This is a genomic window from Brevundimonas sp. (assembly GCF_044239655.1).
Lineage (GTDB): Bacteria > Pseudomonadota > Alphaproteobacteria > Caulobacterales > Caulobacteraceae > Brevundimonas.
The window spans coordinates 23926-37873 of sequence record NZ_JBIIAY010000006.1; the positions used below are offsets into that span (position 1 = coordinate 23926).

Consider the following 13948-nt stretch of genomic DNA (forward strand, 5'->3'; position numbering starts at 1 on the left):
TGACGGCCGTGCGCTAAACCCCGGCCAAACCTCCGGAGCTTCCCATGTCCATCACCGCCCGCCTCGCCGAACTCGGCGTCGAGCTTCCCGAACCCGCCAAGCCGGTCGCCAGCTACGTCTCGTTCGTCCAGACGGGCAACCTGCTGCACATCTCCGGCCAGCTCTCGAACGATGCGTCCGGCGGGATCAAGGGTACGGTCGGGGTCGATGTCACCCCGGAGCAGGCGCAGGCCGCCGCCCGCCTGTGCGCCATCAACCTGATCGCCCAGATGAAGTCGGCGCTGGACGGCGATCTGGACCGGGTCGTGCGGGTCGTGAAACTGGGCGGCTTCGTCCAGGCCGGCCCGGGCTTCACCGCCATCCCCGCTGTCATCAACGGCTGTTCGGACCTGATGGTCGAGGTCTTCGGCGACGCCGGCAAACACGCGCGGTCAGCCGTCGGCGTGTATCAGCTGCCGCTCGGATTCGCGGTGGAAGTGGATGCCATCGTCGAGGTGAAGTGAGTTCCGAGGCGGCCTTCTCCATCCACGTCCACGACACCATCGCCGCCATCGGCCGCGAGGCCTGGGATGCCTGTGCCGCCCCGACCGGCGACCCCTTTGTCAGCTACGACTTCCTGCACGCCTGCGAGGCGTCGGGCAGCGCCGCGCCGCGCCAGGGGTGGGGTCCACGTCACCTGGCCCTGACCGCCGATGACGGCGCCGTGCTCGGAGTCATGCCCCTCTATCTGAAGGGCCACAGCCAGGGCGAATACGTCTTCGATCACTCCTGGGCCGACGCCTATGAGCGGGCGGGCGGGCGGTACTATCCCAAGCTGCTGGGTGCCGTGCCCTTCACCCCCGCGACCGGGCCCCGCTTCCTCGCCCACCCTGACACGGACCCCCGCGTCGTCCGCGCCGCCCTGATCGAGGGCGCGCAAGGCCTGGCCGAACAGAGCGGCGTGTCGTCGGTCCACGTCAACTTCCCGACCGAGCCCGACTGGCGCGCCATGTCGGAGGCCGGCTGGCTGCCCCGCATTGACACCCAGTTCATCTGGCGCAATCGGGGTTACGGCACCTTCGACGACTTCCTCGCTGCCCTGTCGTCGAACCGGCGAAAGACCATCCGCCGCGAACGCCGCGACGCCCAGGTCGGGCTCGACATCCGCGTCCTGACCGGCGCCGAGATCACCGAGGCGCACTGGGACGCCTTCTTCGCCTTCTACATGGACACCGGGTCGCGCAAATGGGGCCGCCCCTACCTGACGCGCGCCTTCTTCTCGATGATCGGCGAGACGATGGCCGAGCGGATCGCCCTGGTCATGGCCTTCCGCGACGGGACGCCCATCGCGGGTGCCCTCAACTTCATCGGCCGCGACGCCCTGTACGGCCGTCAGTGGGGCGCGCTGGAGGAGGTGCCCTTCCTCCATTTCGAGCTCTGCTACTATCAGGCGATCGAATTCGCCATCGCGCGCGGCCTGTCCCGCGTCGAGGCGGGGGCCCAAGGCGAGCACAAGGTCGCGCGCGGCTATCTGCCCTCCCCCGTCTATTCCGCCCACTGGATCGAGAACCGCGGCCTGCGCCACGCCGTCGCCGACTACCTCGACCGCGAACGGCCGGCGGTGCTTCAGGGGATCGAGGAGATGACGATGGAGATGTCGCCGTATCGGCAGGGTTAGGCACCAAGGCCCGCCAGCCGGGTCAGCTCCGCCACATGGTCCTTGAACGCCTTGCGCCCCCCCGACGTCAGCTTCAGCCAGGTCCGCTGGCGGCCGCCTGAAGCGACCTTCGATACCGCGACATGGCCGGCCTCTTCCAGCAGTTTGACGTGTTTGGACATGACCGAGTCGGACACCCCGACTGCATCGCGGACCATGGCAAACTCGGCGTCGTCGACGCTCGACAGGATCGCGCAGATCTGGAGCCGGCCCGGCGCATGGATGACGGGATCGAGCACAGGAGATGGCTTCACGAGGCCTCCTCCGACATCTCCTTGCGCCACACCCGCATCCACAGACGACCGGCCAGGGCGGCGGAGACCCAGCCGATGCCGCCCGAGACCAGGAACAGCCACCACGGCCCGACATATCGGCCGTAGAGCGACACACCGATCAGAGCGAGGAACAGGGCGAGCAGGCCAAAAGCGACCCAGCGGGCGCGTCTGGGCGAATAGCCGTTGACCCACCAGCCGACCCTTTTGCGCCACCATGCGATCATCAGGGCCAGCCCTCCGAGGGCGATCGGCAAGACGATGAACGACCACGGGCTGGGCATTCCCTGACCGGCGACCAGCAGGGCGCATACGCCGCCGTAGGCGATGTCATAGCCGACGGGATAGTCGGCGTTCTGGACCACCCGACTGCGCGCCGCCTGGATCGAGGCCAGGGCCTCGTGCGGGTTGGGTTCGGGCGGGGGGATTTCGTGCGTCATGGGACGAGCCTCACTTTCCAATACCGAAAGAGTAGCGTCAGTTTCCAGTTTGGCAAGTCAGAACTTTCCGGATCGGAAAGTCAGGCCTTCAGCGCCCTGAACCAGCGATCCACCAGCACCGCCTCGGCCCGCCGCGCGGCCGTGCGTTCGGCGGCCTCGGCGTCCACGCCCCACTGGCGTTCCTGATAGGCTTCGTCGATCCGGCTCAGGTCGAACGCCTCATCCCCCGACAGAGCCCCACGCATCACCGCCAGACCCAGCACCGCCGAGCCCAGCAGGGGCACGGCCGTCGCCAGCGCCGTCAGGGCGAAATCGTCGGCCTCCAGCGCCAGTTCGCGCACCCGCGCGATCGCCGCCGGATCCTGCGCCTTGTGGATGATCCCCTCGGTGACCTCGAGCCGGACGCCCAGTTCCGACGCCGCCCAGTCCCGCCAGGGCCCCCAGGCCCTGGCCTGTTCCGCCACCAGCCCCGTCGGATGTTCGGCGACGTAACAGATCGCGTCCGACCCGGCATAGGCGGCGATCTCGTCGGCGACGGGTTCGCGGGTCTGGCTGACCCGGTCGATGGCCGTCGCCGCCAGTCGGGTGGCGGGCATGGTTCCCGGCTCGATGAACTCGCCCTGAGCCTCCCATTCGCCGGCGACCAGACGCGCCGCCGCCTCAGTCGGCAGGACGAAGGCCGCATGGGCCGGTGTCTTCGGCGGGCGGCCGTCCAGCACCACGCGCCAGCCGCCATCCACCGCCTCGACCCCGGCGGCCTTCCAGAACCGCTTCAACCGTTCCTCGGATTCGCGAAATCCCTTCCGGGCCGCGACCATGGGATCCAGAGGCGGAATGTGGCTCATCGTTCAGGTCTCAGGCAGTCAGGCGTTGCAGGTGGGTTTGGTCAGCGAACCGCGCCAGCGCCGCCTCCAGGTCGGTGAAGTCGGACGCGACATGGACGACCCCGGCCGCCCACTGCTCCTCGGCCGTGTGAAAGCCCCAGGCCACCCCGACCGGCACGACCCCGGCGTTCACCGCCATGATCGCGTCATGGGCGGTGTCGCCGATCATCACGGTCGTGGCGGGACAGGCGTCGCAGGCCCGCATCGCCGCACTCAGCATGGCCGGATCGGGCTTGCCCGGCCCGTCCTCGGCGCAGTGCGACGACAGGAACAGATCGGCCCAGCCGTCGCGCATCATGTTGCGCTCCACGCCCCGCCGGTTCTGCCCGGTCGCCAGGGCCAGACGCCAGCCGTCGGCCTTCAGCCGGTGCAGATGGTCCATCGCTCCTGGATAAAGCGGCTCCTCGTGCCCGCTGTCGTACAGCCGCCGGAACGCGTTCTGAAACGCCGCCACGAAGGCCGCCAGCCCCGCCGCGTCCAGCCCCGGCTCCAGCCGCCGCATCGCCTCGGTCAGGCTGAGACCCACCCCCTGACGGACCCGCTCATAGTCCGGCTCGGGCAGACCCAGGGCCCGCGCCGCCTCGCACGACGCCTCATGGATCGAGGCGCGCGAGTCCACCAGGGTGCCGTCGATGTCGAAGACCGCGAGGGGTTTCATGATCCTCCCCCTTGGGTGAGGATTTTCACCGCATCCGCCTGACACCCTCGAACGGGTCGTAGTCCGCCTCGCCTTCGTCGAACCCGAAATGCTGGAAGCCGGCGCGCAGTTCGGCGCTGATCGGAGCCTCGACGATCAATCGCCCGCCCGACGGATGGTCCAGTTCGATCCGGCGCGCATGCAGTTGCAGCTTCAGCGGCCCCGACAGCTCGGCCGACCGCTCGTCGCCGTATTTGGGATCGCCGAGGATGGGATGGCCGATCGCCTTCATATGGGCCCGCAGCTGGTGCGTCCGCCCGGTGAAGGGCCGCAGCGCCATCCACGACGCCCGCTGGCCCGCGTGACTGATCAGGGCGAAGGCCGTCTCGGCCGGTTCGGCGCCGTTCTCCTTGGGCTCGGCGGGGCGCATGATCTCGTAGTCGTTGATGCCGGATTTCTTCAGCGCCATGTCGATCTGGCCGGCATTCGGCTTGGGCATGCCGTGGACGATGGCCCAGTAGGTCTTCTTGGCCTGACGCCGCGCGAACGCCCCCGACAACCGCTTGGCCGCCTCGGGCCCCTTGCCCAGCAGCAGCACGCCCGACGTATCCCGGTCCAGCCGGTGAACCAGACGCGGCCGCTCCATCCCCTCGCCCCAGGCCGACAACAGCCGATCGACGTGCCGCGTCGTCTTGGTGCCACCCTGCACCGCCAAGCCGTGCGGCTTGTTCAGGGCGATGACCAGATCGTCCTCGAAGATCACCAGCGACTTCGCAAAGGCGATGTCGGCCGGCGTCAGGGCCATATGCTCGCCGGGCGCGCGCACGATCGGCTCGGGGATCGGGGGCACCCGCACGGCCGCGCCCGCCGTCAGCCGGCCCTCGGGCTTGATGCGCGAGCCGTCGACGCGGATCTGGCCCCCGCGCGCCATCTTCTGCACCTGGATGTTCGACAGATGCGGCCAGCGACGGCGGAACCAGCGGTCCAGCCGGATGCCGTCCTCGGCCTCGGCGACATAAAGGATCTGAGCCTCCGCCGCCCCGACCGGGCCTTTCGCCTTCGGAGCCTCGGGCAAATCGTCGTTGGGATCGTAGCTCATGCCGCCGCTCCGAACGCCCGTCGCGCGATCATCAGGCCGATCATCAGCGCCACCGCCGAGACCACCACCGACGCGACGACATAGGCCGCCGCCGCCGCATACTGACGCCGCTCGATCATCAGCACGACCTCCAGCGAAAACGCCGAAAAGGTCGTGAACCCGCCCAGAACTCCGACCGCTGCGAACACCCGCAAGGTCTCGCCCTCGGCCCCGGCCCGCGCCGACAGCCAACCGACCAGCAGCCCCATCAACAGGCCGCCGACCACATTGACCGTCATCGTCGCCCAGGGCCAGTTGGGCTGGGGCCAGGCCGCGCCCGGTGCCAGGCGCGCCACCGCCAGCCCCACGCCATACCGTGCCATGGAACCCAGGGCTCCACCGAAGCCGACCAGCAGAAAACGCATCATGGCCGGGCTTATAGCGCGAAGCTGGGCAAAGCGAAGGCGGTGTGTCTCAGCGTCCCCCGCCCCGGATCGCCGATCCGAAGGCCTTCCAGCTCAGCTTCACGTCCGACAGGGCCCCTGCGCGGAACGCCCGGCCCGCGACCCAGACCATGAACAGGGCGAAGGCGAACATGGCCGCCAGGGCCCCCAGCGATTCATACAGCGGCGGATGCGACGGCATCCGCGCCATCATCAGGAAGGGCGTGAACGGCGGGATCCACGACAGGATACGCACCACCGGGCTGTCCGGCGAGGTCAGGGCCATCTGCATGGTGATCATCGGCACGACCAGGATCATCATGATCGGCCCCATCAGGGTCTGGGCGTCACGCGGCGTCTCGCAGAAGGCCCCGATGGCCGCGAACAGCACCGCGTACATCAGGTAGCCTCCGACCATGAAGGCCACGAACCAGGCCAGCAGACCGCCGCCCCACAGGATTTCCAGCACCTGAGCGCCCTGCGCCGGCGCTGCCGTCAGCAGGCCGAACAGGCCGATCCCGCCCCAGGCCCCCATGACCGTCAAGGTCAGCAGTGCCACCCCCAGCACCTTGCCGGCCAGGATCTCGGTCGCCGAGGCCGAGGACAGCAGCACCTCCAGGATCTTGTTCGACTTCTCCTCCATCACGCTGTTCAGCAGGATCGAGGCCCCGGTGATGATCAGCGACCAGAGCAGGAACCCGCCGATCAGGCCGATGATGGCCGGCAGCTTGTCCTTGAACGACACCTCGCCGCCACTGGCCGCGCGGGGCGAGAACACGCTGACGTCGGCACGGAACTCCTCGGTCTGCTGCACGACGGTGGGATCAATCCCGGCGCGGGCGAAGGTCTCCTTGCGGTTATAGGTCTTCAGCGCCGCGCGGACGAAGTCCTCTACGGTGTCGTCGGTGGCCCGGCCGGTCCAGACGCGCGCGGAGGGCTTGCCCTCGATCCGGGTCAGGAAGACGACCGCGCTGATCCGCTGGTCGCGCGGCGTCTCGTCATCCTCAAGATAGCGACGCGCCACCGCCTCCTGGGCCGGGCCGTTGGGGGCCGCCGCCATGTCGGCCGGGGCTGCAACCAGCCGCATCGAGGGTCTGGACAGCGACCGCAGGGCATCTCCCGCGGCCGAGGTCTGGGCGCCCGCCGCTGCGGCCGTCGCAGCCGCTTCACGGGCGCGGTCCTGACGGCGTTTGGCATCGGAGGCCAGGGCGTCGCGGACGGCGGCCGACAGGCCTTGCGCCTCCGGCCCCTGTTCGATCAGGACGACCCGCCGCACCGGCTCCGACGTCTGCATCAGGATCGGGATCGCCCCGCCCAGCACGGCGAACAGCGGAAAGGCCAGCAGCGACAGCCAGAACCCGACCGTCCGGGCATAGGCCATGTACTCACGGCGGGCGATCAACAGGGTGCGGTTCATCGTGCGGTCTCCGCCGTCTTGACCGAGGTGTCCTGATCCGGGTGATCCCCGGTCAGGTCGATGAAGGCGTCATGCAGGGTCGGCTGCTTGAGCTCGAACCGGCGCACGTCCAGACCCGTCAGGAAGGCCGCCTTCAGCGTCTCCTGCCCCGCCGCATCGGCGGCCAGCGCCGCCTTCAGCGTGCGCACCCCGTCCGCGTCGTTCAGCACCTCGACGCCGGTCACACCGGGCAATCCGCCGACCGCATTCGGATCGATCGCCCCTTCCAGTTCCAGAAACCGCCGCGAGGTCGCCCGCGCCTCGTCCACCGTCCCCTCGAACGCCTTCTTGCCTCGCGCCAGCAGCACCACCCGGTCGCACAGCCGCTCGGCGTGCTGCATCACATGGGTCGAGAACAGCACCGTCGCGCCATTGGCGGCCAGGTCGCGGATCACCGTCTCCAGCCCCTGCTGGTTGACCGGATCCAGGCCGCTGAACGGCTCGTCCAGGATCACGAACTCGGGCCGATGCACGACCGAGGCGATCAGCTGGACCTTCTGCGCCATCCCCTTGGACAGCTCCTTCATCTTCTTGTTCTTCGAGGCGCCCAGGCCCTGGGCGTCCAGCATCTCGCGCGCCCGCTTGCGACCCTCGGCGACCGGCACCCCCTTCAGCGAGCCGAAGAAGGCGATGGCGTCCACCGGCGTCATCTTCTTGTAGAGGCCCCGCTCCTCGGGCAGGAAGCCGATCCGGTCGCGCACCTTGCGCCCGTCGTCGGCCCCAAGGATCTCGATCCGCCCCGACGTCGCCGGCTGCAGCCCCAGGATCATCCGCAGCGTCGAAGTCTTGCCCGCGCCATTGGGCCCCAGAAACCCGCAGATCGCGCCCTTCTCGACCTGAAAGCTCAGATCCCGGACCGCCTGGAACTCACCGTAGCGTTTGCTCACGCCGTCCAGCGTCAATGCCGCCATGCTCGCCTCCCCTGCCCTCGATCCAACCGCAAGGCGATTCCGGATCGACCCTCCACGCTTAGCAAAGGGGTCGGCACCGACAAACCGGTTTCGCCACGACGCCGTTCGTCTTGACGACCGGCCCGCTTAACGCGGAACACCCGATCAGTTCGTCGTGCCTGTGGGCGGTCGAAAGCCGATCAGGATTTCGACCCGGCGGTTGCGGGGTTCCGCGACCTCGTCGGCCGTCGCTATCGACAATTGGGTTTCGCCTGACCCGATGACCTCGATCAGGTCGGCGGATACGCCCCGTGCGATCAGGGCATCGGCGACCATCCGCGCCCGACGTTCCGACAATCGCTGATTGGCCTCGACGCTCCCGACCGTGTCGGTATGGCCGACGACGCGAATCCAGATCGGCGTCCCGCTTGATGCATAGGCGGCTAAGGCCTCGATGACCGCGCGATCCTGGGCGTCCAGTTCTTCCTCGCCTGTTCCCAGATAGACAACGAAGAAGCGGTCCTCGATTCCTACGGGCGGTGGCGGCGGAGGTGGTGGTGGCGGCGGCGGCGGCGGCGGCGGAGGCGGAGGCGGAGGCGGAGGAGGAGGCGGAGGAGGAGAAGGTGGTGGTGGTGGTGGCGGGCCTGAGGCGTCCTCAACCGGCGCGACCGGGAACACCTCCCGCTCCAGCCGGCACTCCGCGCGGACGTCCGCGCCGGCACCGCTGCCCGCAGGAAGGGCCGCATAGAAGGGTTCAGCCCGCCGCGTCTCGCGCGGTTGCAGCGCCCGCTTGTTGAACGGCACGTCGGCCAGGCTGCATCGGATGTCGTTGATGATCGTGGGGTTGGCGCTGAAATAGCCGTGGCCGAGGCCGAACAGTTCGGTCGCCACCGAGGTCGCATCGATCGTGGCATAGCGCTGGTCCCGGCGCACGAACGGAAGCCGCCAGAAGCTCTGGCCCAGTCGGCGCTGGAACCCGTGCAGAACCCACGACGCCGTCAGCGCCCGGTCCTGCGACGAGGCATAGACCGTCGCCGCGTGCGGCCAGTCGCGGAAGCTGTCCGAGATCCGTGTGAACTCGTCCACGTCCAGATCGGCGGCGGCCAGGATGATGCGGAACTCGATCGGGCGACCGGCATGGGTCTTGGAATAGTCCCGCGCGAAGCTCTCGAGGGCCCCCATCAGCACCCGGTTGCCCATCGAATGAGCGACGATATTGACCCGCTGGATCTTCCGGTCGGCGACGATCAGGTCGAGGAAGTCGTTCAGCCGGGGAATGGCGTCCCGCGCCTGGCCCTCGTCGCTCCAGTAGCTGAGCAGACGCCCCGCCGACGGCCAGCTGAACAGGACTGGGACGCCGGGATCGAACCCCTCCACGCCCCTGAGATCGAAGGTCATCTGGGCCGAGCGGATCAGGGCCGGCTCGAACGCCACGTTAAATCCGTGGACGAACAGCAGCACCGATCGGGGCTGGTTCTCGCCCTCTATCGCCGTGGCCAGGTCGGTCGTGAACCGCTCCTCGCCCGCGACGGTGATCCGGGTGACGAAGGCGCGGAAATCCGTCTGCGCGCGGGCCTGCTCGTCCGAGTCGGCGAGGTCGAGTTCGCCCTTCTCGCGCGGGGTCCCGTCGGGGCTGATGCGCGGCAACCAGATGTCGGCACGACCCAGCGTCAGGGTGTCGGCGCTCTGCCCATAGGCCGCAGGGCCCACAAAGTTCATCTCCTCGCGGGGCCTGACAGGCGCGTCGAGCATCAGCCGGCGGTTGGTACCGTAGAAGATGCGGACACAGTCAACGTCCGCACCGCGCGCGTCGGCTATGGTCGAGCAGTCCTCTCCAAACCGGTCGGGGATGCGTGTCGTAGGCGTCTGGCAGGCACCAAGCAAGATCAGGCCGAGGCCTGTCAGGCAAACCACGCCGATCCTGATCGTCGATCCCCGCATCCAGCCCTCCCGAGACGTTTCGTCCCCGCAGGCTTTCGCAAAGCGGATCCGACGCCTTCAGTGAACCACGGTCGTCGAGCCGCCGCCAGACGCCGCGACGGAAATATCAACCGATGGTGGCTGTGACCTTCACCTGAAAGCTGCGCCCCATCACCCGGGTCGGGTTGATCTGGGAGCCGCCACGCCTGACCTCGAAATGCAGGTGTGGCCCGGTCGAATAGCCGGTGGAGCCGATCAGGCCGATCCGCTCACCGGACACGATCAGGTCGCCCGAGGCCACATCGACCCGGCTCAGGTGGCCGTACAGGGTGGTCATCCCGTTCGGGTGCCGCGTCTCGATGAAGTTGCCATAGCCTTCGGGGTCATAACCGATGCGCAGCACCCGTCCCTCGGCCGAGGCATAGACCGAGGTGCCGGTCGGGGCGGCGATGTCCACGCCCTTGTGCTGACGCACCCCCGGCTCGCCGCCCAGTCGCCGCATCCCGAATTTCGAATTGATGGCAAAGCCCGGCACCGGCTCGGCGAAGGCGATCTCGCGCGTGACCGGCCCGGCCGGCGCAGCGACGGCGATGACCGGTGCCGGCGCAGGAATGGCGACGGGCTCGTCGGTGTTCAGGCTGACGGGGGTCAGGGGGGCAGCCGCCATGGCCATGCCGGCGATGGCCAGAAGACCGGCCGTCTGGCCGAAACGAATGAGATAGGACCGCGCGGGCGGCAGTAGTCGGCGCATGAAATCGTCGGCTCCGGTCGCTGCAAGAAAGAGCAGGGAGGATCGTGACCCCACGACGCGGCGAGAAACGCCGTTGCATCGATCCGGGATGACGAAGGAGCCGTCTTGTCTCGCCCCGAAAAGGCGACTTTGGGGCACCCCGGGCGGACACAAGGTCGCACCCGGGGAACTCCGATCCGCCTATTGCAGCGGCAGGGTCAGGGTAATGCCGCCCATGTGGCTGTCGGCATGGTCGCCGAACCGGCCGCGATAGCCGATGTCCACCGAGATCGGACCCAGATCGCCGCGCACGCCCGCCGAGGCCAGGATCTGGCCCCCGAACGGCTCATCCACCTGACGGGCCAGCACCTTGGCGGTGTTGTAGCCGATGCCGGTGCGCACCGCGTCGGAACTGTCGTCCAGGGCATCGCGATAGCCACCCTCGGCAAACAGGGCAAAGCCGCCCATGTCCGCCTCGGCCCGCAGTGTGGCCTCGGCGCTGATCACCTGCACCGTGCGGCCCTGATAGTCATAGGCGGCGGCCGGTCCCTGTTCGATGAAGCCGTCCACGGTCGCCGACACCCACGACACCGCCACGCGGGGCGAGATCGCGATACCGCCCAGGTCCATCCACAGGCCCCCTTGCGCCCGCGCGCCCCGGCTCAGGCCGTCGGCCTTGCCGATGTGGACGATCGGCGCGACCGAGGTCAGGCGCCGGGTGCCGAACTGGTCCGCCGCCGCGCCCGCCGTCGCATTGACGAACATCGCGCCCGAGCGCCAGCCGCCGTAGACGTCGAAGGCATAGGTGTTCAGATCGGTCTCCAGCCGCCCGCCCACGACGTCGGCGCGACGATAGCTGCCCGCGATCCCGACCTTCCAGGTATTGGACCAGGCGTTCTCGACCGCGAACCGCAGGCCGTAGCCTTCCGACGAGGCCGAGGCCACGACCCCGCGCCGGTCGCTGTCGGTCTGGTCGTACGATCCGCTGACCGAGACGATCGTGCCGTCGGCCCAGTCGGCATGACCCGACAGCGCCGTCGAACCCTCGTCCAGGCTGTCCTCGCGGTGGCGGAACGAGGTCTCGCCCATGACCGCGCTCTGGGCTCCGATGTCGCCGTAATAGAGGTAGTCGTTGGCCAGCTGGGCGATCAGCCGGTGCCCCAGCGCCGTCGGATGGACCCCGTCGACGTAGAAATAGCCCGGATCGGCGCAGCGTGGCGTTGCCAGGGCGCACTGGTCGGTCACATTGGTGATGCCGAACTGGCCCGGATTGCCGGCGATCACATCGCCGATCTTGAACAGGTCCATATAGATGATGTTGGCGTTCGGATTGGCCGCCGCCGTCGCCTGCAAGCCGGTCAGCAGGGCGCCGTTGAAGGTCGTCACCGCGAAATCCGCCAGGGGCGCGCCGGCAGTGTTGCGGAACTGTGGCGTCAGGCTGAGCTTGGGCAGGTTGGTGACAAGCACGGTCCCCGCACCCGCCGCCGCCACGCTGTTGGTCAGGAAGTTGATATCGGCTGCCGCGCCCGTGGCCACCGGGGTGATCGCCCCGGTCGGATTGGAACTCGCGCCCGCCGTCCCGATCGCCTGGAAGATGTTGTTGGCCCCGCCCAGAATGCTGACCAGATCGGTCGATCCGAACCGCCCGCCCGCCGCCGTATAGGCCGCCAGCTGGGTCCGCATCCCCGGTCCGGGCGTCGCCACCGTATCGGTCCGCGAGCCGCCGTAGGCGTAGTTAATGCTGCCGGTCACCGGCGAGCCTGCCGTCTGGCGACCCAGGTTGAAGCCCAGCAGCTCGACGAACACCGGCCCCGTCGAGAACCGCCCGTTGACGAAGGGCGCAGCCGGCGCGGCCCCGCCGGTGACGGCGAACAGGTTGCCGTTGTCGGTCAGGCTGTCGCCAAAGACGACGAGCCGGCCGTAGGACTGGGCGTTGGCGGTGGATACGGCGGTGAGCGACGCAGCGGCCGCGAGCACGGCCAGAGCCGCGCCTTTGTGAATCCTGGACATGAAACCTCCCTCGACCGTCAGACTCGCGGTCGTTGAGGCCACTTTGCGCGCGTTTGCCGCGAGTTCAAGATGCCGTCGGGGAAGGTTGGAACACATTCCTTCTCCCCTTGCGGGAGAAGGTGGGCGAGCGAAGCGAGGTCGGATGAGGGGTTACGACGATCTCGAAATTCCTTCAGGCACCGCAACCCTCACAATCCCAGCCGGTGCGACCCTCATCCGTCAGGCTCCGCCTGCCACCTTCTTCCGCAAGGGGAGAAGGATACTCAGTGCAACAGCCGGAACTTCAGCGTCCCTGCCACGGTCTTCAGCGCCTTCAACGCCTCGGGATCGTAATCCCGGTCGACGTCGGTGATCACATAGCCGGTCCGCTCGTCGGTCTTCAGGTGCTGGCCCAGGATGTTGAGCCCCGCCGTCGCCAGCTCGCGGTTCAGCTCGGCCATCACGCCCGGCTGGTTCCTGTGGATGTGCAGGATGCGGTGCCCGCCCGAGACCTCGGCCAGTTGCACGTTGGGCAGGTTGACGCTGAAGGTCGTGTCGCCCCGGTTCAGATAGCCCAGCAGCCGCTCGGCCGCGAACTCGGCGATGGCTTCCTGCGCTTCTTCGGTCGAGCCGCCGATATGGGGGGTCAGGATGACGTTCCTCAGCCCCATCAGCGGGCTGTCGAAAGGATCGGCATTGGTGCGCGGCTCCTCGGGAAAGACGTCCAGCGCCGCCCCGCCGATCCGCCCGCCTTGGATCGCCTGGGCCAGGGCCCCGATGTTCACCACATGCCCGCGCGACAGATTCAGGAACAGCGCCCCTTCCTTCATCTGCTGGAATTGGGCCGGGCCGATCAGGTTGGTGTTTTCGCGCCGCCCGTCGACATGCAGGGTCACGACGTCCGCCTCGGCCAGCAAGGCGTCGAGGTTCCTCATCCGCTTGGCATTGCCCAGCGCCAGCCGCTCCGACAGGTCATGAAAGATGACCCGCATCCCCAGGGCCTCGGCCAGCACCGACAGCTGCGACCCGATCGCGCCATAGCCGACGATCCCCAGCGTCTTGCCCCGCAGTTCGCGCGATCCGTCCGCCGACTTGTTCCACTTGCCGGTATGCATGGCCGCCGACTTGTCGACCACGTCGCGCATCAGGGTGATGGTCAGGCCGATGGCCAGCTCCACCACCGACCGCGTGTTGGAATAGGGGGCGTTGAACACCGCCACGCCGTGGTCGGCCGCCGCATCCAGATCGATCTGGTTGGTGCCGATGCAGAAGGCCGCGACCGCCATCAGCCGGTCGGCCTGTTCCAGCACCCGCGCGCTGACATTGGTCTTGGAGCGGATGCCCAGCACATGGACGCCCTTGATCGCGGCGATCAGGTCGGCCTCGTCCAGCGCGCCCTTCTGGGTCTCGACCGAATACCCGGCCTCCTCCAGCGCCTCGACGGCAGCGGGGTGGATGTTCTCGAGCAACAGCATCCGGATCTTGGAGCGCGGGAAGGACCAGCGCCCCATCA

14 protein-coding genes are annotated in these 13948 nt (G+C 68.4%); 2 read left to right on the top strand and 12 right to left on the bottom strand.

Features of this window, described 5'->3' with window-relative positions; all coding sequences use genetic code 11:
* Positions 1-44: 44 nt before the first annotated feature.
* Positions 45-503, top strand: coding sequence for a RidA family protein (locus ACILQR_RS01770; RefSeq protein WP_395649807.1), 459 nt, complete (start codon positions 45-47; stop codon positions 501-503).
* A complete protein-coding gene (locus tag ACILQR_RS01775) occupies positions 500-1657 on the top strand; it encodes a GNAT family N-acetyltransferase (RefSeq protein ID WP_395649808.1) in 1158 nt (385 codons plus the stop codon). The genes ACILQR_RS01770 and ACILQR_RS01775 overlap by 4 nt, the downstream gene beginning before the upstream one ends.
* Here ACILQR_RS01775 and ACILQR_RS01780 read toward each other — a convergent pair.
* The 12 genes from ACILQR_RS01780 to serA form a co-directional block, all read right to left on the bottom strand.
* The gene (locus ACILQR_RS01780; RefSeq protein ID WP_395649809.1) at positions 1654-1950 is read right to left on the bottom strand and encodes a winged helix-turn-helix domain-containing protein; all 297 of its coding nucleotides are present in this window, start codon (positions 1948-1950) and stop codon (positions 1654-1656) included. The two genes, ACILQR_RS01775 and ACILQR_RS01780, sit on opposite strands and share 4 nt — an antisense overlap.
* Positions 1947-2408, bottom strand: a complete 462-nt coding sequence (locus ACILQR_RS01785; protein WP_395649810.1) for a hypothetical protein — start codon at positions 2406-2408, stop codon at positions 1947-1949. The genes ACILQR_RS01780 and ACILQR_RS01785 overlap by 4 nt, the downstream gene beginning before the upstream one ends.
* 80 nt (positions 2409-2488) lie before the next feature.
* Complete coding sequence (locus ACILQR_RS01790; protein WP_395649811.1) at positions 2489-3253, bottom strand: ATP12 family chaperone protein; 765 nt, start codon at positions 3251-3253, stop codon at positions 2489-2491.
* Positions 3254-3263: 10 nt separating this feature from the next.
* A complete protein-coding gene (locus tag ACILQR_RS01795) occupies positions 3264-3950 on the bottom strand; it encodes an HAD-IA family hydrolase (protein WP_395649812.1) in 687 nt (228 codons plus the stop codon).
* A 25-nt stretch (positions 3951-3975) separates the two neighbouring features.
* Positions 3976-5028, bottom strand: a complete 1053-nt coding sequence (locus ACILQR_RS01800) for an RluA family pseudouridine synthase (protein ID WP_395649813.1) — start codon at positions 5026-5028, stop codon at positions 3976-3978.
* Entirely contained in the window at positions 5025-5435 is a 411-nt protein-coding gene (gene crcB, locus ACILQR_RS01805) for a fluoride efflux transporter CrcB (RefSeq protein WP_395649814.1), read from the bottom strand. Before crcB ends, ACILQR_RS01800 begins: the two co-directional genes overlap by 4 nt.
* 46 nt (positions 5436-5481) lie before the next feature.
* Positions 5482-6867 (bottom strand): ABC transporter permease, encoded by a 1386-nt coding sequence (locus tag ACILQR_RS01810; RefSeq protein ID WP_395649815.1) that lies wholly within the window; start codon positions 6865-6867, stop codon positions 5482-5484.
* Positions 6864-7817, bottom strand: a complete 954-nt coding sequence (locus tag ACILQR_RS01815; protein WP_395649816.1) for an ABC transporter ATP-binding protein — start codon at positions 7815-7817, stop codon at positions 6864-6866. Before ACILQR_RS01815 ends, ACILQR_RS01810 begins: the two co-directional genes overlap by 4 nt.
* 144 nt (positions 7818-7961) lie before the next feature.
* The gene (locus ACILQR_RS01820; RefSeq protein ID WP_395649817.1) at positions 7962-9737 is read right to left on the bottom strand and encodes an alpha/beta hydrolase; all 1776 of its coding nucleotides are present in this window, start codon (positions 9735-9737) and stop codon (positions 7962-7964) included.
* A 106-nt stretch (positions 9738-9843) separates the two neighbouring features.
* On the bottom strand, positions 9844-10467 hold the full coding sequence (locus ACILQR_RS01825; RefSeq protein WP_395649818.1) for a M23 family metallopeptidase: 624 nt from the start codon (positions 10465-10467) through the stop codon (positions 9844-9846).
* A 180-nt stretch (positions 10468-10647) separates the two neighbouring features.
* Entirely contained in the window at positions 10648-12456 is a 1809-nt protein-coding gene (locus ACILQR_RS01830; protein WP_395649819.1) for an autotransporter domain-containing protein, read from the bottom strand.
* Positions 12457-12719: 263 nt separating this feature from the next.
* The gene (serA, locus tag ACILQR_RS01835; protein ID WP_395649833.1) at positions 12720-13946 is read right to left on the bottom strand and encodes a phosphoglycerate dehydrogenase; all 1227 of its coding nucleotides are present in this window, start codon (positions 13944-13946) and stop codon (positions 12720-12722) included.
* Positions 13947-13948 lie beyond the last annotated feature (2 nt).

Excerpts from the sequence above, each read along its gene's own strand:
- ACILQR_RS01770 (WP_395649807.1), top strand. The coding sequence starts at position 45 with ATGTCCATCACCGCCCGCCTCGCCGAACTCGGCGTCGAGCTTCCCGAA.
- ACILQR_RS01785 (WP_395649810.1), bottom strand. The coding sequence starts at position 2,408 with ATGACGCACGAAATCCCCCCGCCCGAACCCAACCCGCACGAGGCCCTG.
- ACILQR_RS01790 (WP_395649811.1), bottom strand. The coding sequence starts at position 3,253 with ATGAGCCACATTCCGCCTCTGGATCCCATGGTCGCGGCCCGGAAGGGA.
- ACILQR_RS01795 (WP_395649812.1), bottom strand. The coding sequence starts at position 3,950 with ATGAAACCCCTCGCGGTCTTCGACATCGACGGCACCCTGGTGGACTCG.
- ACILQR_RS01800 (WP_395649813.1), bottom strand. The coding sequence starts at position 5,028 with ATGAGCTACGATCCCAACGACGATTTGCCCGAGGCTCCGAAGGCGAAA.
- crcB (WP_395649814.1), bottom strand. The coding sequence starts at position 5,435 with ATGATGCGTTTTCTGCTGGTCGGCTTCGGTGGAGCCCTGGGTTCCATG.
- ACILQR_RS01810 (WP_395649815.1), bottom strand. The coding sequence starts at position 6,867 with ATGAACCGCACCCTGTTGATCGCCCGCCGTGAGTACATGGCCTATGCC.
- ACILQR_RS01815 (WP_395649816.1), bottom strand. The coding sequence starts at position 7,817 with ATGGCGGCATTGACGCTGGACGGCGTGAGCAAACGCTACGGTGAGTTC.
- ACILQR_RS01820 (WP_395649817.1), bottom strand. The coding sequence starts at position 9,737 with ATGCGGGGATCGACGATCAGGATCGGCGTGGTTTGCCTGACAGGCCTC.
- ACILQR_RS01825 (WP_395649818.1), bottom strand. The coding sequence starts at position 10,467 with ATGCGCCGACTACTGCCGCCCGCGCGGTCCTATCTCATTCGTTTCGGC.
- ACILQR_RS01830 (WP_395649819.1), bottom strand. The coding sequence starts at position 12,456 with ATGTCCAGGATTCACAAAGGCGCGGCTCTGGCCGTGCTCGCGGCCGCT.
- serA (WP_395649833.1), bottom strand. The coding sequence starts at position 13,946 with ATGGGGCGCTGGTCCTTCCCGCGCTCCAAGATCCGGATGCTGTTGCTC.